Origin of the sequence: Yersinia entomophaga (genome assembly GCF_001656035.1) — a bacterium.
GTDB lineage: Bacteria > Pseudomonadota > Gammaproteobacteria > Enterobacterales > Enterobacteriaceae > Yersinia > Yersinia entomophaga.
The window spans coordinates 1,825,778-1,846,358 of the sequence record NZ_CP010029.1 but is presented as its reverse complement, the minus strand read 5'-3'; the positions used below and the strand labels follow the sequence as shown (position 1 = coordinate 1,846,358).

Genomic DNA, 20,581 nt, shown 5'->3' with positions numbered 1-20,581 from the left:
AATAAGGAATTTATTAATGGATATCGATAATGCTATATCAACACCAGTCAAAACAAAAACGTGGCGTAAGTCAGATACAACCTGGACTTTAGGATTATTTGGCACCGCGATAGGCGCAGGCGTTCTATTTTTCCCTATTCGTGCAGGTATTGGCGGGCTTATTCCAATATTAATCATGTTGCTTTTGGCTTATCCAATCGCTTTTCTTTGCCACCGCTCATTGGCTCGCTTGTGTTTGTCAGGAAAAAATTGTTCAGGGGATATTACTGAAACGGTTGAAGAGCACTTCGGTAAAACCGGCGGCGTCGTTATTACCTTCCTTTACTTTTTTGCTATCTGCCCACTTCTGTGGATTTACGGCGTTACTATTACCAACACCTTTATGACCTTTTGGGAAAATCAGCTTCAGTTGGTTCCGCTAAACCGAGGTTTGGTGGCGTTAGGATTACTGCTATTAATGTCCGCAGTGATTTACTTTGGCAAAGATCTCATGGTTAAGGTCATGAGTTTCCTGGTATTTCCATTTATTGCCTGCCTGGTACTTATTTCAGTTTCGTTGATTCCTTACTGGAATACCTCGGTTATTGAGCAGGTGGGTGTCAATGATATTTCTCTGTTCGGACATGACGGAATACTGGTAACGGTGTGGCTGGGTATTTCCATCATGGTGTTTTCCTTTAACTTCTCACCGATCGTTTCTTCTTTTGTTGTATCAAAACGTGAAGAATATGAGCCGGAATTCGGTCGTAGTTTTACTGAGAAAAAATGTTCTCAGATTATTAGCAGAGCCAGCATGTTAATGGTCGCGGTTGTTATGTTCTTTGCTTTTAGCTGCTTATTTGCGCTATCGCCTCAGAATATGGCAGAGGCCAAGGTACAGAATATTCCCGTACTGTCCTATCTCGCTAACCATTTTTCCGCCATGGCGGGAGGCCAGTCAGCTTTCTCCGTTACGCTGGAGTATGCCGCTTCGTTGATTGCGCTGGTTGCCATTTTTAAATCTTTCTTTGGGCATTATCTCGGCACGCTAGAAGGCCTAAATGGTTTGATTGTTAAATTTGGTTATCAGGGTGATAAAACCAAAGTTTCCAGCGGTAGGTTAAATCTGATCAGCATGGTTTTCATTATGGGATCGACCTGGATAGTGGCATATATCAATCCCAATATCCTCGATTTGATTGAAGCCATGGGGGCACCAATTATCGCCTCATTGCTGTGTCTGCTGCCGATGTATGCCATCCATAAACTGCCAGCGCTGGCTCGATTCAGAGGTCGCCCAGAAAACTACTTTGTCACTCTCGTCGGTCTACTGACCATTCTTAATATCGTCTACAAATTAGTTTAAGTATGGCGCTAAAAGCCCTCAACTTGCCCTCAATAATACATGGGCGGAGTAATGACATGACTTTAAACCCTACGGTTCTGGTTATTAACAGCGGTTCATCATCGATTAAATTTTCAGTCCTGAACCTGAGTAATTGTGAAGCCATCACGTCAGGAATTGCAGACGGTATTGGTTCCGAAGCCTCTTTTTTAAGAATTGATAAAAACGCCAAGATTCAACTGGGTAAAGGCAATTATGCTGATGCGTTGACAGCTATTTCCGATGAGTTAGCAAAGTGCGGACTGGATAAATCTATTGTCTTAATCGGCCATCGTGTTGCCCATGGCGGTGAAATATTCAGTGAATCAGTGTTAATTAACGATCGCGTCGTTGATGAGATAAAAAAAGTTTCACCACTGGCTCCTCTACATAACTACGCAAATTTGCATGGTATTGAGGCTGCACGTCAGCTATTTCCAGGCATCAGGCAGGTGGCCGTTTTTGATACAGGTTTTCACCAAACGTTGAAACCGGAGGCATATATTTACGCGCTGCCTTACCGTTATTTTCGCGAGCAAGGTGTCCGACGCTACGGTTTTCACGGCACGTCTTATCGCTATGTGGCGAGTAAAGCCGTTGATATTCTCGGATTTGATAAGCAGGACTATGGTCTGATTATTGCGCACCTCGGCAATGGTGCATCTATTTGCGCCATTCAAGATGGTAAAAGCGTAGATACATCAATGGGAATGACGCCGTTGGAAGGTTTAGTTATGGGAACCCGTAGCGGTGATGTGGACTTCGGGGCACTAGCTTATCTGGCGCATCGAACCGGACAAAATATGGCGGATTTGGATCATGTATTAAACAAGGAATCCGGGCTTTTGGGCATTTCTGGCTTATCCGGCGACATGCGGGTTTTAGAGAAAGCCTATCGTGAAGGGCATGCGGGGGCACGTTTAGCGATAAACGTTTTTGTACATCGGCTTGCCAAACATATCGGCGGACACGCCAGTTCGCTGCGGCGGTTTGATGCTTTAATCCTGACTGGCGGCATGGGTGAAAATTCGGCGTTGATCCGTCAGCTAACATTGGAGCATCTGGCCGTTTTTGGTTTTGAGACCGATTCAGCGAAGAATGCTCAATTACAGTGCGGTGCTACTCAGGTTATTACCACTAAGGCGTCGAAAGTCATCGCCGCTGTGATTCCGACTAATGAAGAGAAAATGATTGCGCTTGATGCTATCCGTCTTGGTTATGTACAAAGAGAGGTAGAAACCGTAGAAGCAGCTTGTTAAACGCGTGAGAGACAATTTTCTGCTGGTTTATATCTGAATTTAGGGGCGATTTAGCGTTCAGACAGGTAAAACACGGCGGAGATACCGCGCTTGGGCTTTTCCTCCAACGTTCCGTCATTTCCACTGACCCTCCTTATTTCTGGAGGGTTTTTTTGTTTTATAGCTCTGAGGCGTCAACAGCCGTATTGCAGAGTTTACCAGCGATGTGCTTATCACTGTTTTCTGGTCGATGAAGTTTGTATTTATAACGAGAGTCAGTTAAAAACAGTAGCTCATTTGGATTGATAGACAGGCTTGCTATTCAGGCTACCGAACTTTATTGTCACTTATTGATAACCACTTTTATTTTTTAAATATAGCAGCTAATAACATTTTTTATTTATTGAAAATATTGAGTGTATTACCGGTAGTAATGCTGTGGGAAGAAAGAGTAAATGCGGTATTTAAGGCTGCCTGATAAACCGCTAACATAATTATTTATTCGATTTATAATACGAAGTAGAGAGTTTTCGCTTCATGACAATATATTGGTTTTTCTTTTAATCAACAGGGAATCTCATGTCTTGATATGACCTATGCCAAAAAATTTTTTTATTAAAAGTTTTCCTGACATTTTTTGTTGGGTATAAGTCAATATTCATCTGGGAATCAAAGTCTCGGACGTTATTGCTGTGGCTGGATACTCTAAATCTTATTTTGACTTGAAGGCCAAAGCGAAATAGGCATGAGCTTATCCAAATATAGACGGTGGAAAAGACTTATTTTATCCGCGGATAAACGGGTAGAGACAAATCTGAGAGTGAGTGAAATCAGCCAGGATATGGCGTTCCCTAGTCAGAGTACTTTCTGCCAGGATTTTAAAAGTTATTTCAATATGTCGCCAACTCAATACCGTTCAGAAAAGAATGGGCTTTATCAATGGCATTAATGGTTTCATAGATGCAAATATATAGACTACATATTGCTGTTACAGTATCTGTATTTCCAGATAGTAGAGTTCTTAATTCTGCTGAATTAAAAACCAATATCTATTGGGTCACTCTGAAGTAGGTTCAGTGTCGATAGAGTAATTGGCGGACTCGGACAACGCCGCTAGGCGGCTTTGAACGTCGCTTGCGACGGCCCCGCAGGGGTGAGAGCCTTTGGCTCGAATAATCGAACGTGTTCGATGAAGAGTCCAGATGCCAGAAAGCAAAAAACCAGCCGTAGGCTGGTTTCTCTAAATATGGTGCCCGGACTCGGAATCGAACCAAGGACACGGGGATTTTCAATCCCCTGCTCTACCGACTGAGCTATCCGGGCAACGGGGCGTATTAAACTCGATTACCGTTGGCTCGTCAATGTAAATCCTTCCACTTCTTGATTGCCTGCCTAATGTTTCAGCGTTTTAGCTGGTTTTGATGCATTATCGCTCATTGTTGGGCGCTGAGCGACATAGTGCCGCGAGTTTCTCAAAATCTCAGGGACGACACGTTGCCCATTACGATGTTGATAAGCTCATTATTAAATTGATTATAAAGAGCTTGGCTGATTGGTTCTGGGTAGCTCAATACCACCAGTTCGTGATCGTCAAGATCCGGATGATAGCGGGGGTGGCGGTGCTCGAAGCTGTTTTCTACGAAGCCGAGTCCTTGATAGAAGCGCAGGCGCTTACGGGCGATTTCAGTCGTCAGTGGGTCGACCTCCAGAATAATCACCGGATGCTGTCGTATAAATTGCTCAAGTATGCGTTTGCCGTATCCCTGCGAGCGTTGCTGGCTACTGACAGCCAGATGTTCAATATAGGTATAACCGTTAAACGCCCATGAACCAATCATTCCTACAAATAGTTCGCCGTCGAACCAGGCAAGTAACAAATAATTATCGTTGTTTAACGCGCTGGTTTTAGCTTTAGGAGTGCGTTTTTCATGGCGGGGGAAGGCGCTTTCATACAGTTTGTCTACTTCGACAAAGTAAGGTGCATCAGTATGTGTAATTCGACGGCTGGTTAACATTCCGGTTTTTTCCACAGCGAGAATGAGTCATATAAACGAAATAAGCCCCGCTTGAACACGGTCAATGCGGGGCCTATCTGTTTGGTTCAATGGGAAAACTTAATCTATCAGGTGAGCAATGTCATCATGATCGACAGAAGGCGGCGCCTGGCGCAGGCCTTTGGTCAGATAAACCAGATAGATAAACCCAATGACCAACCATATCAATCCTACCTTCAGTGCGTCTGGCTCCAGATTGACCCAAAGCCACACCGACATCACAAACCCTATCATCGGGAGCAGGCCATACTTAATCATGGCGCTGGTGCCGCGGCGTTTCTCATTGATCAGGAAGTGTTTGACCACGCTGAGATTCACGAAGGTAAATGCGCCGAGTGCGCCGAAGCTAATCATTGATACCACCATGCTCAAATCGAGGAACAGTGCGGAGAGCGAGATAATCGCGACAAAAATGATGGCTCGATAAGGCGTGTGGAAACGTGTGTGAAGATGGAAAAAGATTTTGCGTGGCAGCACGCCTTCACGACCCATGGCGTAAAAGATGCGTGAAACCCCGGTCTGAGCCGTCATGGCAGAGGCATATACGCCGGTCAGATAGGTCGCCATAAAGAAGGTGTACATCCACTTGCCGCCTACTTTTTCCGATATCACCAAACTGGCGGTATCTTGTACCGGAATCAGCGCTTTCCAGTCTGGGTAGATAAGGTGAGCGGCATAAGAAACGGCCATAAATATAGTACCGGCTGCGATAACGGTAATCAGAATAGCGCGTGGCAGCGTGCGTTTGGCGTCATGCGCTTCCTCCGCCATGGTCGCTATGGCATCAAAACCGAGGAAGGCTAGACAAAGCACCGCCGCGCCGGATAACAGACCGGAAAAGTCAGATGAGCCCACCAACAGCGGCTTTAACAGTGCTTCCGGGCTGAGATCGGCCTGGCTGAACGATAGTGCCAAAAACAGAACGATAAAGACCATTTGCGCCGAAATCAGCGAGAAATTAACCGACGTTAGCAAGCGAACGCCGAGGATATTCAGCAAGCTGACGCTGACGATCGAACCCAGGACAAAGACTGCCGCAGGAATAGCCGGGAATGCTTCGTGTAAAAATATACCTAAAACTAAATAGTTAAGGATCGGCAGGAACAGATAATCCAATATTTGCGCCCAACCCACCAGAAAACCGGTTTTACCGCCAAAACAGCGCTGTACGTAAGAATAGGCAGAGCCAGCCAGCGGGAGCGCGCTGGTCATACGACAATAGCTGAGAGCAGTAAATAAAATGGTGATGATCGTGATGAGATAAGCGATAGGTAAGTGGCCATGACTGAGAACCGTCACCTGACCGTAAGTGGTGAATACGCCCAGCGGAACCATATAAGCAAGGCCGAAGGCGACCAAGGCTGGCGTTTTAAGAACTCTGCGTAACTGAATATTTTGTGGCATTACCCTATCATCTCCTGGTATCAACGGATACCGTCGTTCTGGTGTTCAAATATAAAAAGGGAGCGGATTTTGACACAGGGGGTACGGGTTGGAAAGCTCAGCGTGAGTACGGAGAGTAATAATAGCCAAGGCCGCGGTTTTTTTCGGGTAAATACGATGAATTTTAATTTAGCGCAGGAGGGCGATAACGCGATTATTTCTTTCTAATTATTGGGAATATATAAAATTAATCAATGTTAATAATAGATATCCTAAAGTGGTGTTTTTGGTTAACTTGACCGGCATTTATATTCTGCTATTGAAATACAAAGTGATAATGTTCAATAAAGGGTGGTAATGGCCTAAAATAAAAAGGCAGCGCCGCAGCACTGCCCCTTTTTTATAAGGTTAGATTAACTTTGGTAAACGATTTTCCCACCGATCAGCGTTTTTTCGATTTTGGTCTGATAAATGGTTTCCGCCGGTTGTTCAAACAGATTATTTTTAAAAATAATTGCATCGGCAAATTTACCGACTTCCAATGAGCCAATGTATTGTTCTTTGGCAATCATATAGGCAGCGTCAATAGTTGCCGCTCGCAGCACTTCGATTAACGTCAAATCGCGGTCGTTATCTAAACGCGGGCCAGCCGGGTTTCCTTCACTATCCCACGCGCGACGAGTCATTCCCACCTGAAGGTTATACCACTCATCCAGACGATCAATCGGCCAGTCGCTGCCATAAGCCAGACGCGCGCCCGCATCGAGGAAACGGGCGGTCGGTTCCATATGCTGGAAACGCGCTTCTCCCAGCATTTCCCGCTCTTCGTCGATCAACACTCCCGGCAAACCACACCATTGGAATGACAGCACCGCCGTCGCTTTCAGTTTGGCAAAACGTTCGTATTGATGGGCTGCAACCAATTCGTTGTGTGCCAGGCCCGGACGAATATCCTTCTCAGGATAAGCTTCACGCATCTTCTCAACGGCGTTGAGTACCATTTCAATGGCACCGTCGCCGACGGTATGGGTATGAGGATGCATACCGGCGCGAGCACATTCCACCATCAGGGCGTCCACCACCGGAGCCGTAAAGTACAGGTCACCGTAACGTTCGGTTGGCTGCCAGTCTGGTTGCTCGGCTGTTCCGCGATTTTCACGATAGGGTTCCAGCAGCGAGGCCGTCATTGTCGGCGGCTGGAGTACGCCATCGATAAATAATTTAACGTGATCAACGGCCAAACCTGGTTCTGGCGTCCAGTTTTTATCACCCCATTGGCGACCAAATTCGACAATTTCATCAACGGCTCGTCCGGCATCCTGCGGCCCTTTCAGGCTGTCGGGAGTGACTTCTTTTGCACCCAGCAGTCGCAGCGTGAGTTCGCCACGATCGCGCAGTGCGCCGAATGCGGATAATTGTTCGGCAAATACGCGGGTATCCATCACCGTTGTCACGCCCTGAGCATTTAAAACCTGTTGCACATAGGCGGCGGTATTCACGTTTTGCTCAGGCGAGCCGGAAGGAATGCTGTCGAAAGCGCGCATTGCGGGCGCATCTTCCAGAATTCCGGTCAGTTTTCCCTGCTCATCGCGGGCAATTTTGCCATCGGACGGCGTTGGGGTATTTTCATCAATGCCCAACAGTTCCAGTGCGCGGCTGTTGGCGGCCAAGGTGTGGCAGTCGTTGGAAAACAGCACCACCGGACGGCGAGTCTTTAAGGTGTCCAACGCAGCACGGCTCATATCTGCACCGACAGGAATCATGGCCTGACGCTGCCACGCCCGCACGGGTAGCCAGTCGGTATCCCCCTGACTTGGATCGGCATCCAAATGTTGTTGGATGAACGCCAGCGTCTGTTCAACGGTCAGCGCCGCATAGTTCAGGTGGCAGCCGCGTAGCTGCTTGCCGCCCCAAAACGGGTGCATATGGCTGTCAATCAGTCCTGGCATCATCAGCTTGCCTTGCAGATCAATTAGCTGAGTTTCTGGAGTAGCGAGGCGTAGTACCTCGTCATCGCTGCCAGTTGCCAGGATATAACCCTGCCCGATAGCGATAGCGCTACAGATCGTATTATCTCGATCCGCAGTATAAACAGCGCCGTGGTAATAAATCACTTCGGCAACAGAGGTTTGTTGGGCCATTTCTGAATTCTCTATGAGTCTTACTGAAAATAAAGGGCCACTATAATGCGGGTTGAGCGCGATAGATGCAAAGCCGCTGGCCCTGAACTTAACTCAGCGCGCCGTTTTTGCGGCACTGGGCGACGGCCAGAACGTCTTCCGCCAGACGTTTTGCCACTTCCACATCCTGCGGTCGACGTTTGATTAATAGCTTGCTCAGGCAGCCTTCCAGAATTAACTCCATTTGCTGTGCCACCATTTCAACGTCGTCGGCATCCATTTCATGCAGTAATTCTTCGGTATATTGCAGAGAGGCCTGTTTCTGTTGTTCCGCCAATTGATGGATGGGATGGTCGGTTTCTGGGAAGAAGCTACAGGCGGCGATAAACAGGCAGCCGGGATAACGCTGTTGCTGAACCTGTTCATTCAGCGTTTGGTAGCGAGCCAGCAGTTTTTGCTGTGGCGTCAGGCTTTCGTCGAGCTGTAGCTGCCGACGCCAAGTGTCGATTTGCTGGCCGTGGTAGCGCAGGCAATCGTATAGCAACGCTTCCCTATCTGGCCAAAAACGTTGAAGGTCGCTGACGGGCAAGGATAATTTTTCTGCCAGCATTTCCAGACTGGTCGTTGCGAGGCCTCGTTGCTCTAACAGGCTGAGGGCGTTGCTCAAAACGTCTTCTCGTTGCACGTTGCTTCTCCTTCCACATCGGTGTTTTGCTAGTGTGGATTACCGCTGGCTATTCTGCAAATGATGCAAAAAAGCTTCGGCATCCATATAACCGGTGACCCGCGACGGCGTCATTTCATTTCCCTGTTCGTCGAAAAACAGGATAGTTGGCAATCCCAGCACTTTGAGCGCTTTCAGCATTGCGGCGTGTTCCGCATTATTGGCTGTCACATCGGCCTGTAGCAGCACCGTGTTGGCTAATTGAGACTGCACCTTAGGATCGCTAAAGGTGTATTTTTCAAACTCTTTACAGGCTACACACCAATCGGCGTACAAGTCCAACATCACCGGTTTACCTTTCGCCTTTGCCAGCGCTTCCTGTAATTCCGGTAGGTTATTAATCTGCTGGAAGTTGAGATGGCTAATCGTCGTTTGCTGCGTAGCGCTGTGACCAAAAGCCCAATCCTGCAATGGTCGGGCTGCAATCAGTAATCCTGCCAGCAGCAGAAGTTGCAGCGCCCGAACCCAGCCTTGATGCGTTTTTAAGCTGATAATAAAGGCCCAACCGAAGAAGGCCACCGCCAGCAGGCTCCACAGGCGAATGCCCCAAATATCGCCGATAATGCGTTCCAGTAGGAAGACTGGCAGTGCCAGAATCACAAAGCCGAACGCTTCTTTCACGTATTGCATCCACGGCCCACTGCGCGGTAGCAGGCGGTTGCCAAATAGCGTGACCGCAATCAGTGGAATCCCCATCCCCAGCGCGTACAGGTAAAGCGTACCGCCGCCAGCCAGCATGTTTCCGCTTTGAGCGATATACAACAAAATGGCGCTGAGAGGCGCAGTGGTGCAGGGGGAGCAAATTAATCCGGCTAGCGCTCCCATGGCAAAGACGCCGAACAGGGAACCGCCGCGTTGATGGTTGCTCCACTCGACTAAACGGGTTTGCAGGGAAGCCGGTAATTGCAGGGAATACAGGCCGAACATCGATAACGCCAGCAGTACAAACAGCGCCGACAGCCCAATCAGCACGTAAGGATGCTGTAACGCCGCCTGAAACTGTAGCCCGGCAGCGGCCACCACTAATCCTAATAAGGTATAAGTCAGCGCCATTCCCTGGACGTAAACCATAGCTAAAACAAATATTCGTCCTTGGCTATGGGGTTTTTCTCTTCCAAGAATAATGGCTGAAATCAACGGATACATTGGCAAAACGCACGGCGTAAAAGCGATGCCGATGCCAATCAACAGTGCCCAGAGTGGAGAGAAAGGCAATGAGGCCGGTTCAGATTCGGTTTGTGCCGGCGGCGTAACAGGCGTTTCCGCTGCGGTGTGCGGTGTGGCGACAATGGCGCTCAGCGGTACAATTCTGGTTTCCGGCGGATAACAGAATCCCGCATCCGCGCAGCCTTGATAGGTCACGCTGACGCTGGCTCCTTTCTCTGCCCGAATCATCGGGATCTGTAAATCCAGCCGCTGTTTGAAAATCGCGACTTCGCCATAGAACTCGTCTCTATGAGCAAGGCCTGCGGGAATGTTCACCGCGCCAAGAGTCGCCTGTTGCGGAACAATCTTGATCTGCTGGCGATACAAATAATAGCCGGGGTGAATTTGCCAGCTTAAATCGAGCTGCTCGCCCTGTTGTCTAAAATCAAAGGCAAATGCCTGATCGACCGGCAAAAAGCGGCTCTGACCGTTTTGGCTAAAAAGAGATGCCTGAGCACTTTGAGGTGCCAGTAGCGCGCTGCATAGCAGCAGTATCAGTGTAAAGAAGCGTTGAGCCATGACAGGTAATCTTTATCTCCATCCCGAACCGGCAAGACCAACAATTCTGGCGTCTGGTAAGGGTGATGTTGTTTGATAAAACTCAGTAATGCCTGCTGATGGGTGCTATTGCTTTTGAATAGCATTTGTACTTCGTATTCCTGCTGCAAACGTCCTTCCCAGTAATAAAGAGACGTTGCGCCGGGCAGCAGCGTAGCGCAGGCCGCCAGTTGTTCCCCCAGAACTCGCCCTGCAAGATCTTGAGCACTGGCTTCATCGGGTGCGGTGCACAGTACGACAATCACATCAGAATCAGACATTCTAACCTCGCTAGGAAAAGCTGACAGTCATGCACTATACCCCGAAGGAGGGGCGGGTCTGAAGATGATTTATCCAATATGGAGATTAATGCAGCGGGATAAGAGGGGATTGATGAGGGCGCACGGGGCGCCCTCGGGGAGAACTAGAGAACCAGACCGCCCATCACGAAGCCGAATACAACGGCTAGCGCGACCCCGATGGTGCCGGGAATAAAGAACGGATGGTTAAAGACGAAGCGACCGATGCGGGTGGTGCCGGTATCGTCCATTTGAACCGCCGCAACCAGCGTTGGGTAGGTTGGTAAAATGAACAGGCCGGAAACCGCTGCGAAAGAAGCAATCGCCGCCAGTGGAGAAACGTTCAGCGCCATCGCCATTGGCATCAGTGCCTTGGCAGTCGCAGCTTGAGAGTACAGCAGCGCAGAGCAGAAGAAGAAAATCACTGCCAGCAACCATGAATGAGCCTGAATCAGGCCACCCGCCGTTTCTTTAATCCATACCAGATTGTGCTGTACAAAGGTATCGCCCAGCCATGCCACGCCCAGAATACAGATACAGGCGCTCATACCGGCTTTAAACGTGCTGGAGTTGAGAATGGCATCTGTATCCACGGAGCAGACCAGCGTGGTCAGCGTCGCGACGCTCAGCATGATAATCAGAATCGCGTTGGTGGTGTTCATCAGCGGCGTTTCTACCAGACCGACGCTTGGGCTGTTGATAATGGCATAAGCCACCACGCACATAACGCCCAACAGGAACAGTAATACCGAGGTTTTGGCCCGAGGCTTGATCACTTTGACCTGATCGCCGCGCAGCGTGACCAAACCTTCTTCGAGGCGTTTCAGATAAACAGGGTCATCGGACAGTTTGGAGTTAAAGCACCATGACACGATCAGCGACATTAAGAATACGGCGCACAGCGTGGAGGGAATAACGATCATCAGTAGATGTAAATAGCTGACTCCGTGGCCTTCCATTACCGAGGACATATAGACCACGGCGGCAGAAATCGGAGATGCTGTAATGGCGATTTGCGCTGAAACCACGGCCGTAGACAGCGGACGGCAAGGCTTTATGCCTTGCTCCTTCGCCACTTCAGCAATCACTGGTAATGCGGAAAGAGAGATGTTCCCTGTACCGGCAAAAATGGTCAAAAAATAGGTGACCAGAGGCGCCAGAATAGTGATGTGTTTTGGGTTTTTACGCAGCAACTTCTCAGTTTGCTGTACCAGATAATCCATGCCGCCTGCGACCTGCATTGCAGAGATAGCGGCAATTACAGCCATAATGATTGAAATAACGTCAAAGGGAATACTGCCGGGTTTTACACCAATAATGGCTAAAACCAATACGCCAATGCCCCCTGCAAACCCTATCCCGATACCGCCCAGCCTGGCCCCTAAAAAAATGGCCAGCAGAACAATGACTAATTCTACGGCTATCATAGTGTTTACTCCTTGAATGAAATGAAAATAAAAAGTTATAAAGTTGTGTTTGTCAGAAAGTAAAAAGGCACGCTGTCCAGGGGAGCTAGCGTGCCTTTAAGGGCTACCGGATGGTTATTTTATTGTTCGTTTTCATCGGTATAGCGTTTTGCTTTGTAGGCTGGGTGCATCAGGTTCTCAACAGAGAAGATATCATCCAGCTCGGCTTCAGTTAGCAGGCCGCGTTCAAGAACGACTTCCCGCACATTTTTACCGGTTTCCGCACAGATCTTCCCAACGATGTCACCATTATGGTGGCCAATGAAAGGGTTCAGATAAGTTACGATACCGATGGAATTAAATACGTAGCTTTCGCAAACTTCTTTATTTGCCGTAATGCCATTAATGCATTTCTCCAGCAAATTGTAGCAAGCGTTAGTCAGGATGTGGATAGATTCGAACATCGCTTGACCAATCACCGGCTCCATAACGTTCAACTGGAGCTGACCCGCTTCGGCCGCCATAGTAACGCAAGTGTCGTTTCCAATCACCTTAAAGCAAACCTGATTCACAACTTCAGGAATAACCGGATTCACTTTGGCTGGCATGATAGAAGAACCCGCCTGCAATTCTGGCAGGTTGATTTCATTCAAACCGGTACGTGGGCCGGAAGACAACAAGCGCAGGTCGTTACAGATTTTTGACATCTTAACAGCCAGGCGTTTCAGCGCGCTGTGCACCATTACGTAAGCGCCGCAGTCAGAAGTCGCTTCAATCAAATCTTCGGCTGGAACTACCGGCAGATTACTGATTTCAGCCAATTTCTTCACGGCCAGTTCGGAATAACCTTCAGGAGTGTTCAGTGCGGTACCGATAGCGGTCGCGCCCAGATTCACTTCCAGCAGGAGTTCGGCGGTGCGTTGCAGGTTTTTGGTTTCTTCGTTTAGTAATACCTGGAATGCGCGGAATTCCTGACCCAGAGTCATGGGTACAGCATCCTGTAATTGGGTACGACCCATTTTCAGAATGGTTTCGAATTCTTTGGATTTTTTACCGAAGCCTTCACCCAACTGATTGATGGCATCGATCAATTTCATGATAGATGCGTAAACCGCGATGCGAAAACCGGTAGGGTAGGCATCGTTGGTAGACTGGCACTTATTCAGATGGTCGTTAGGGTTCAGGTACTGATATTCACCCTTTTGATGCCCCATCAGTTCCAGACCAATGTTGGCCAGAACTTCGTTGGTATTCATATTTAATGAAGTACCTGCACCGCCCTGGAATACATCGACCGGGAATTGGTCCATGCATTTGCCTTTATCCAGAACTTCGTCACACGCCCGAATGATGACGTCAGCAATTTTGTGCGGGATGGTATGTAATTCTTTGTTAGCCATCGCGGCGGCTTTTTTTACCATCACCATACCGCGGACAAATTCAGGCACGTCACTGATTTTGCTATTGCTGATGTAGAAGTTTTCAATCGCACGCAGGGTATGAACACCGTAGTAAGCCTCTGCGGGGACTTCTCGTGTACCTAACAGGTCTTCTTCGATACGAATGTTATTTGACATGAGAACCTTCTCTATTGTGCTGTCTAATTATTTGCTTGTTGAATAATTTATGTCGCCGTGGGCAACAAGTGCGGAAGGATTAACCGTTCAACTTATTGCTGCCACGATCATATGCTGCTTATAGATAAATGCCTTGAACTCAGATCACTATATGGTGGTAATTAATCAACAGGATTTGATATCTGTGATTGTTCTCACAGTTAGATAAAACCTTAATAAAAGAGAGTGGACTGCTTGAAAAATGTCATGGGCACCACCACGTTAGTGTAGTAGGCATAATGCGCCGCGGCGGCGTTGCCCCCATTCTCATGATTTTCGTCTGAAGTGCCCTGATTCGGCCCTCGACGGAAGCTAGATGAGCTGAATAAGGAGAATACGGTGCGTTGGTTACCGTTCATGCTGATATTTTTATTGGCTTACATAGAAATATCGATATTTATCAAGGTGGCAGCCGCTTTAGGCGTGTTGGTTACTTTACTGCTGGTGATTTTTACCTCCTGCGTGGGCGTGTCTCTGGTGCGCAATCAGGGGGTGAAAACTTTTATGCAAATGCAGCAAAAGCTGGCTGCGGGTGAAAGCCCTGCTGCAGAAATGGTGAAAAGTGTATCGCTGGTACTGGCTGGCTTCTTGCTGTTGATACCGGGCTTCTTTACCGATTTCCTCGGTTTATTATTGCTGTTGCCGCCAATTCAAAAGTCCCTGACTTTGAAACTGATGCCGCATTTGAATATTTATCGTTCAAGGAGCACCGGCCCGACGGCGGACGGGAATACCTTTGACGGCGAATTTCAGCGTAAGGATGATGGCCGCTTCCACGTGGAACACCGTGACGAAGAAAGCGATCGTTCTCGCGATGACCGTTTCAAAGACGATAAATAAGCGCAACGAAATTTTATAATGCTATGTTTTTTAAAAATAAAATCACATGGTGAATATGACCGTGGTCGCAGTGGGGCTGAGTTAGCTTAGTTTGCCCTTTTAAGACAAAAAAATTAAAAATTTTTTGTCTTATCCCTTGAAGGGATGGGTAAACGTCCCCACTTAGAAACCCACGGTACTGGTTATGAAGGCAGACCGGTATCAATCCTAAATCTGATACGGACCTTCTCAAAGGAGAGCTATCAATGAAAATTCGTCCATTGCATGATCGCGTTATCGTCAAGCGCAAAGAAGTTGAGTCTAAATCTGCTGGCGGCATCGTTCTGACGGGCTCTGCGGCGGGTAAATCTACCCGTGGTGAAGTTCTGGCCGTCGGCAATGGTCGCATCCTGGATAACGGCGAAATCAAGCCACTGGATGTGAAAGTAGGTGACGTGGTTATTTTCAACGATGGCTACGGCGTGAAGTCAGAGAAGATCGACAACGATGAAGTGTTGATCATGTCCGAAAGTGACATTCTGGCAATTGTTGAAGCGTAATCGCGCTCTCACTATCTTCTGAACTGAACGAGTTTAAAGGAAAATACCAATGGCAGCTAAAGACGTAAAATTCGGTAACGACGCACGCATTAAAATGCTTCGCGGCGTAAACATCCTTGCTGACGCAGTTAAAGTCACCCTGGGCCCTAAAGGTCGTAACGTCGTTCTGGACAAATCTTTCGGTTCACCAACTATTACTAAAGACGGCGTTTCTGTAGCGCGTGAAATCGAGCTGGAAGACAAGTTCGAGAACATGGGTGCTCAGATGGTAAAAGAAGTTGCCTCTAAAGCGAACGACGCTGCGGGTGACGGTACTACCACTGCAACCGTACTGGCTCAATCCATCATCACTGAAGGCCTGAAAGCTGTTGCTGCTGGCATGAACCCGATGGATCTGAAGCGCGGTATCGACAAAGCGGTTATCGCTGCGGTTGAAGAACTGAAAAAACTGTCTGTACCTTGCTCTGACTCTAAAGCTATCGCTCAGGTAGGTACTATTTCTGCAAACTCCGACGAAACCGTGGGTAAACTGATTGCAGAAGCGATGGAAAAAGTCGGTAAAGAAGGCGTTATCACCGTTGAAGAAGGCTCAGGCCTGCAAGACGAGCTGGACGTTGTAGAAGGTATGCAGTTCGACCGTGGCTATTTGTCTCCTTATTTCATCAATAAACCAGAAACAGGTTCTATTGAACTTGAAAGCCCATTTATCCTGCTGGCTGACAAGAAAATCTCTAACATCCGTGAAATGCTGCCAGTTCTGGAAGCCGTTGCTAAAGCCGGTAAACCACTGCTGATCATCGCTGAAGATGTTGAAGGCGAAGCGCTGGCAACATTGGTAGTTAACACCATGCGTGGCATCGTGAAAGTGGCTGCGGTTAAAGCACCTGGCTTCGGCGACCGTCGTAAAGCTATGCTGCAAGACATCGCGACTCTGACTTCAGGTACCGTTATTTCTGAAGAGATCGGTCTGGAACTGGAAAAAACCACTCTGGAAGATCTGGGTCAGGCAAAACGCGTTGTGATCAACAAAGACACCACCATCATCATCGACGGTGTAGGTGACGAAGCTGCGATCCAGGGCCGTGTTGCTCAGATCCGTGCTCAGATCGAAGAAGCAACTTCTGAATACGACAAAGAAAAACTGCAAGAACGCGTGGCTAAACTGGCTGGCGGCGTTGCGGTTATCAAAGTTGGCGCAGCAACCGAAGTTGAAATGAAAGAGAAGAAAGCTCGCGTTGAAGATGCTCTGCACGCAACTCGTGCTGCGGTAGAAGAAGGCGTAGTCGCGGGTGGTGGTGTTGCACTGATTCGTGCAGCTCACGCTATCTCTGGCCTGAAAGGCGACAACGAAGATCAGAACGTGGGTATCAAAGTTGCGCTGCGCGCAATGGAATCTCCACTGCGTCAGATCGTGGTTAACGCCGGTGAAGAAGCTTCTGTTATCGCGAACAACGTGAAAGCAGGCGAAGGCAGCTACGGTTATAACGCTTACTCAGAAGAGTACGGCGATATGATCGCAATGGGTATCCTGGATCCAACCAAAGTTACCCGTTCAGCTCTGCAATACGCAGCTTCTATCGCTGGCCTGATGATCACCACCGAGTGCATGATCACCGACCTGCCACGCGACGATAAAGGCGCTGACATGGGCGCTGGTGGCATGGGTGGCATGGGTGGCATGGGCGGTATGGGCGGCATGATGTAATGCCCCACACCCTATAGCTTCATTGATTGCGAATAAGCTATAAACCTAAAGCGAGCGGGGAAACCTGCTCGCTTTTTTCTTTTCTCCCTCTCTGCTCCGGCGCTATCACGGTCAACCTTGCCATAATCAACAATCCCGCACCTTTCCTTCACCTGTTGCCAAATTGATGAAATTCGTATTTCTCCGTAGATATAAGCTTGTTACCGGATTTTAGGCTTATACATTTATTTAATGAATTTAAAATGTGGTTTAATTCAGTCGTGTGATGCCCACTGGGATTTTTTTAGCCACAGCGCAGAGTTAGCGTGTAAACTGTAAGCTATTATTGCCCAGATAAATGTGGCAACGGATGCCTAAGCGGCGACTTTGCTTTCTGGTAAACTTTGGCGTGATTCTCAATATCTGATGGGGAAAAAAATGCGGATTAAAGTATTACTTGGTCTTTCAGCGGCAATGTTGCTGGCTGGCTGTAGCTCTACCACCCAGTTAACTGCGGCTGGCGAGCAGGTTAAGTTCTCTGATACTAAGCCTGGTAGCGAATGCCAGTTAGTTGGCGAAGTCAGCGGCAGCCAAAGCAACTGGTTATCCGGCCAGGGCGGTGAAAGCAGTTCTATGCGCGGTGCAGCCAACGATCTGCGTAACAAAGCGGCAGCGATGGGCGGCAACGTGATTTTTGGTGCAACCAGCCCGAGCGAGACCTTCTTGTCCAGCTTCGCTCCGTTAGACAGCAAGATGGTTGGTCAGGTTTATAAGTGCCCATAACCTTTGCTTGCCAGAGTTTAAGCGAAAAGAAATAAATCATCAGGAGATGCCAAGGTATCTCCTGATTTATTTTGCAGGCTAGCTTTGCGTCAAGCGTAAATCCAAAGGTGTTTTACTCGGCTCCCCGCCAATTTCCCGCGCCAGCCTTGGCACTAAATAACCAGAAACCCGACTAAGTAGCCCTTTCATTAGCAATCTTGCTTCATCATCATCCACCATAAAATGCGCAGCGCCCTGCACTTTATCCAGCACATGGATGTAATACGGCAGAATTCCTGCGTCAAACAGCGCATTACTTAACGCTGCCAGCACGTCGGCATCGTCATTTACATCCCGTAGTAATACACTTTGATTCAGTAGAGTTACGCCGGCCTGTTTGAGGCGCGTCATGCTGTCACGCAGCGGTTGGTCGATTTCATTCGGATGATTGATATGCGTCACCATCAGCACCTGTAAGCGAGAATCTGCAAACCGCTGACATAGGGTAGAGGTAATGCGCGCAGGAATAACAACCGGCAGACGAGTGTGAATGCGCAGGCGTTTCAGGTGCGGAATGGCCTCTAACTGGGTGATCAGCCAATCCAGTTCGTGATCTTTGGCCATCAGCGGATCGCCGCCGGAGAAAATAATCTCATCCAGTTCAGGGTGGAGAGCAATATAGTCCAAAGCTTGCTGCCAGTTGGCCTTGTTGCCTTGATTGTCCTGATAAGGGAAATGACGGCGGAAACAGTAACGACAGTTAACGGCGCAGCCGCCTTTTACCAGCAGCAGTGCGCGATTGCGGTATTTGTGTAGCAAGCCTGGAACAACGCTGCGTTGCTCATCCAGCGGGTCGGTAGTAAAACCGGGAGCGGTGACGAACTCTTCGCGTGCGGTAAGGACTTGTAGCAATAAAGGATCTTTTGCATCGCCGCTGCGCATCCGTGCAACAAAGCCGCGGGGCACGCGCAGCGGAAACAGGCGACGGGCGTCCCTACCTTGCTGTAGCTCGGCATGATCATTTAGCGCTAAAAGTCGGAGTAATTCATCAGGATCGGTAATTACATCGGCGAGTTGCTGCAACCAATCTTCTCTAATTGGCATGTTTCGGGTTACAATGTTTGCCATTTTTTGGGCTTAACACCAGTTTCAATATTCAGAGGGCCATTATGGCGACTTATTCTAGCAACGATTTCCGTCCCGGTCTTAAAATCATGTTCGAAGGCGAACCTTACGCCGTTGAATCAAGTGAGTTCGTGAAGCCAGGTAAAGGCCAGGCTTTTGCGCGTGTGAAAATGCGCCGCCTTCTGACTGGCAAACAGTTGGAAAAAACCTTTAAATCTACCGACTCTCTGGAAGGCGCAGACGTCATGGATATGAACCTGACTTACCTGTACAACGACGGTGAGTTCTGGCATTTCATGAATAACGAAACTTTCGAACAGCTGGCAGCAGATGTTAAAGCCGTAGGCGAAAACGCCAAATGGCTGATCGATCAGGCTGAATGTATCGTTACCCTGTGGAACGGTCAGCCTATCGTTGTGACTCCACCAAACTTTGTAGAGCTGGAAATCACTGATACCGATCCAGGTCTGAAAGGTGACACTGCCGGTACCGGCGGCAAGCCGGCAACCCTGAGCACCGGCGCAGTGGTTAAAGTGCCATTGTTCGTACAGGTTGGTGAAGTTATTAAAGTTGACACCCGCTCTGGCGAATATGTTTCTCGTGTTAAGTAATTAGTGCCTGAAATAGTTATGATTTATTAACTGATCCAGATAACTCTGGCAGTTAATAAATAAAGAACCCCAATAATTGAGTTATATTCGAATATTGGGGTTCTTTATCTTTCCCACTTCAAAACTAATCCGGGAACCGATCTGTATTTTCCACTGTGTATTTGTTTCTCTGGTTGTTGATAACATTAACCAATTATATCGACATCTATTACTTGATAGAATGCATTATTCGTATCTGCAATATCCCATACGCCAAGGATGATGTTGTAACCCGTGCGGTTGTTAGGTAATACACATTGATGAGTAACGGATTTATCAGGAATACTTCCATAATCATTATATTGACAAAATGGTATTAAATTAAATGATGCACGAGAGAGTGGTGCTGATCTATTCCAATTTGGTTTGGTCATAAAATAACGCCAGCGAGTTGTACTATGTTCTACCGTAATATTCCAAGTGAATGTAATGGGGCCAGAGTAAATGCTTGACTTAGACCAACGGGTGGGCGTTTGAATATCCAGCGGTGTAAACATACCGACTCCTGCACTCGCGATAGCTCCATCAGTGGGACCATGTTCTGGGAAGTTTTTTATACCCTCCACACTTTGCGGTTCATATTGTACAGAGCCACATTGAGTATTATTTCCTAATTGACATAGATAGGCTCGACTAGCTGGATATTGAATATATCCATGGGCTTGGGCAAATGAAGAAAATTGACTGAATATCATGAAAATAGAAAATAATATGAATGCTATAGTTTTGTTATCTTTCATAATTCATTCCTTTTTTATGTGTAATACTCCAATTTTTCTCTATGGTATATTCTTCATCTATTGCTGGCAGGACGTTAACTCTTTATTTTCTTCATGTAACAATCACTGATACCTATGGTTTTCGCAACGACTTAATATGAGTGATGTATTTCATAAAATAATTAAATATCTATAAATATTAATTCCAGTGATTTTTTTTTGATGGGGGGGTTATTGATGACATGATTTTTATGAACTGCTCATCCGTTAAGCTAAAGTGATGTGGAAAATAATAATGGTTTTTCTTTATATTCAG

18 protein-coding genes and 1 tRNA gene are annotated in these 20,581 nt (G+C 47.7%); 8 read left to right on the top strand and 11 right to left on the bottom strand.

Translation table 11 applies throughout. From position 1 onward, the window contains the following. The first annotated feature begins 16 nt into the window (after window positions 1–16). The 3 genes from tdcC to PL78_RS21075 all read left to right on the top strand — a co-directional run bounded on the left by tdcC (window position 17) and on the right by PL78_RS21075 (window position 3,550). A complete protein-coding gene (gene tdcC, locus PL78_RS08405; protein WP_064514720.1) occupies window positions 17–1,345 on the top strand; it encodes a threonine/serine transporter TdcC in 1,329 nt (442 codons plus the stop codon). A gap of 56 nt (window positions 1,346–1,401) precedes the next feature. Next, the gene (tdcD, locus tag PL78_RS08400) at window positions 1,402–2,622 is read left to right on the top strand and encodes a propionate kinase (RefSeq protein ID WP_064514718.1); all 1,221 of its coding nucleotides are present in this window, start codon (window positions 1,402–1,404) and stop codon (window positions 2,620–2,622) included. Window positions 2,623–3,346: 724 nt separating this feature from the next. Next, on the top strand, window positions 3,347–3,550 hold the full coding sequence (locus PL78_RS21075) for a helix-turn-helix domain-containing protein (RefSeq protein ID WP_071889804.1): 204 nt from the start codon (window positions 3,347–3,349) through the stop codon (window positions 3,548–3,550). A 298-nt stretch (window positions 3,551–3,848) separates the two neighbouring features. Here PL78_RS21075 and PL78_RS08395 read toward each other — a convergent pair. From PL78_RS08395 to aspA, 9 genes are all read right to left on the bottom strand, one after another. Beyond that, a tRNA-Phe gene (locus PL78_RS08395) sits at window positions 3,849–3,924 on the bottom strand. 149 nt (window positions 3,925–4,073) lie between these two features. Further along, window positions 4,074–4,616, bottom strand: a complete 543-nt coding sequence (locus PL78_RS08390; protein ID WP_064514716.1) for a GNAT family N-acetyltransferase — start codon at window positions 4,614–4,616, stop codon at window positions 4,074–4,076. 99 nt (window positions 4,617–4,715) lie between these two features. Further along, complete coding sequence (locus tag PL78_RS08385) at window positions 4,716–6,059, bottom strand: APC family permease (RefSeq protein WP_064514714.1); 1,344 nt, start codon at window positions 6,057–6,059, stop codon at window positions 4,716–4,718. A 392-nt stretch (window positions 6,060–6,451) separates the two neighbouring features. Beyond that, window positions 6,452–8,179 (bottom strand): amidohydrolase, encoded by a 1,728-nt coding sequence (locus PL78_RS08380; RefSeq protein ID WP_064514712.1) that lies wholly within the window; start codon window positions 8,177–8,179, stop codon window positions 6,452–6,454. 88 nt (window positions 8,180–8,267) lie between these two features. Next, a complete protein-coding gene (locus PL78_RS08375; RefSeq protein WP_064514710.1) occupies window positions 8,268–8,843 on the bottom strand; it encodes a transcriptional regulator in 576 nt (191 codons plus the stop codon). A 39-nt stretch (window positions 8,844–8,882) separates the two neighbouring features. Beyond that, entirely contained in the window at window positions 8,883–10,607 is a 1,725-nt protein-coding gene (locus PL78_RS08370) for a protein-disulfide reductase DsbD (RefSeq protein WP_064514708.1), read from the bottom strand. Continuing rightward, entirely contained in the window at window positions 10,583–10,906 is a 324-nt protein-coding gene (gene cutA / locus PL78_RS08365) for a divalent cation tolerance protein CutA (RefSeq protein WP_064514707.1), read from the bottom strand. The genes PL78_RS08370 and cutA overlap by 25 nt, the downstream gene beginning before the upstream one ends. 143 nt (window positions 10,907–11,049) lie before the next feature. Further along, window positions 11,050–12,351, bottom strand: a complete 1,302-nt coding sequence (locus PL78_RS08360) for an anaerobic C4-dicarboxylate transporter (RefSeq protein WP_064514705.1) — start codon at window positions 12,349–12,351, stop codon at window positions 11,050–11,052. 119 nt (window positions 12,352–12,470) lie between these two features. Next, the gene (gene aspA, locus PL78_RS08355; protein WP_064514703.1) at window positions 12,471–13,907 is read right to left on the bottom strand and encodes an aspartate ammonia-lyase; all 1,437 of its coding nucleotides are present in this window, start codon (window positions 13,905–13,907) and stop codon (window positions 12,471–12,473) included. 378 nt (window positions 13,908–14,285) lie between these two features. On the opposite strand from aspA, the gene PL78_RS08350 reads away from it, so the two are divergent. The 4 genes from PL78_RS08350 (at window position 14,286) to PL78_RS08335 (ending at window position 17,792) form a co-directional block, all read left to right on the top strand. After that, window positions 14,286–14,786: an FxsA family protein gene (locus PL78_RS08350; protein ID WP_064514701.1), complete on the top strand. Its 501-nt coding sequence runs from the start codon at window positions 14,286–14,288 to the stop codon at window positions 14,784–14,786. A gap of 245 nt (window positions 14,787–15,031) precedes the next feature. After that, window positions 15,032–15,325, top strand: coding sequence for a co-chaperone GroES (locus tag PL78_RS08345; protein ID WP_004722430.1), 294 nt, complete (start codon window positions 15,032–15,034; stop codon window positions 15,323–15,325). 49 nt (window positions 15,326–15,374) lie between these two features. Continuing rightward, on the top strand, window positions 15,375–17,030 hold the full coding sequence (gene groL, locus PL78_RS08340) for a chaperonin GroEL (RefSeq protein ID WP_064514699.1): 1,656 nt from the start codon (window positions 15,375–15,377) through the stop codon (window positions 17,028–17,030). 417 nt (window positions 17,031–17,447) lie between these two features. Continuing rightward, window positions 17,448–17,792, top strand: a complete 345-nt coding sequence (locus PL78_RS08335) for a DUF4156 domain-containing protein (protein ID WP_049599206.1) — start codon at window positions 17,448–17,450, stop codon at window positions 17,790–17,792. Between the two features lie 78 nt (window positions 17,793–17,870). On the opposite strand, the gene epmB is transcribed toward PL78_RS08335, so the two are convergent. Then, window positions 17,871–18,899 (bottom strand): EF-P beta-lysylation protein EpmB, encoded by a 1,029-nt coding sequence (epmB, locus tag PL78_RS08330; protein ID WP_064514696.1) that lies wholly within the window; start codon window positions 18,897–18,899, stop codon window positions 17,871–17,873. 41 nt (window positions 18,900–18,940) lie between these two features. Here epmB and efp point away from each other — a divergent pair, with 41 nt between their 5' ends. Further along, the gene (gene efp, locus PL78_RS08325; protein ID WP_064514694.1) at window positions 18,941–19,507 is read left to right on the top strand and encodes an elongation factor P; all 567 of its coding nucleotides are present in this window, start codon (window positions 18,941–18,943) and stop codon (window positions 19,505–19,507) included. 185 nt (window positions 19,508–19,692) lie between these two features. Here the strand turns inward: efp and PL78_RS08320 are convergent, their stop codons facing one another. Beyond that, window positions 19,693–20,286 (bottom strand): lytic polysaccharide monooxygenase, encoded by a 594-nt coding sequence (locus PL78_RS08320; RefSeq protein ID WP_064514692.1) that lies wholly within the window; start codon window positions 20,284–20,286, stop codon window positions 19,693–19,695. Window positions 20,287–20,581: the final 295 nt, after the last annotated feature.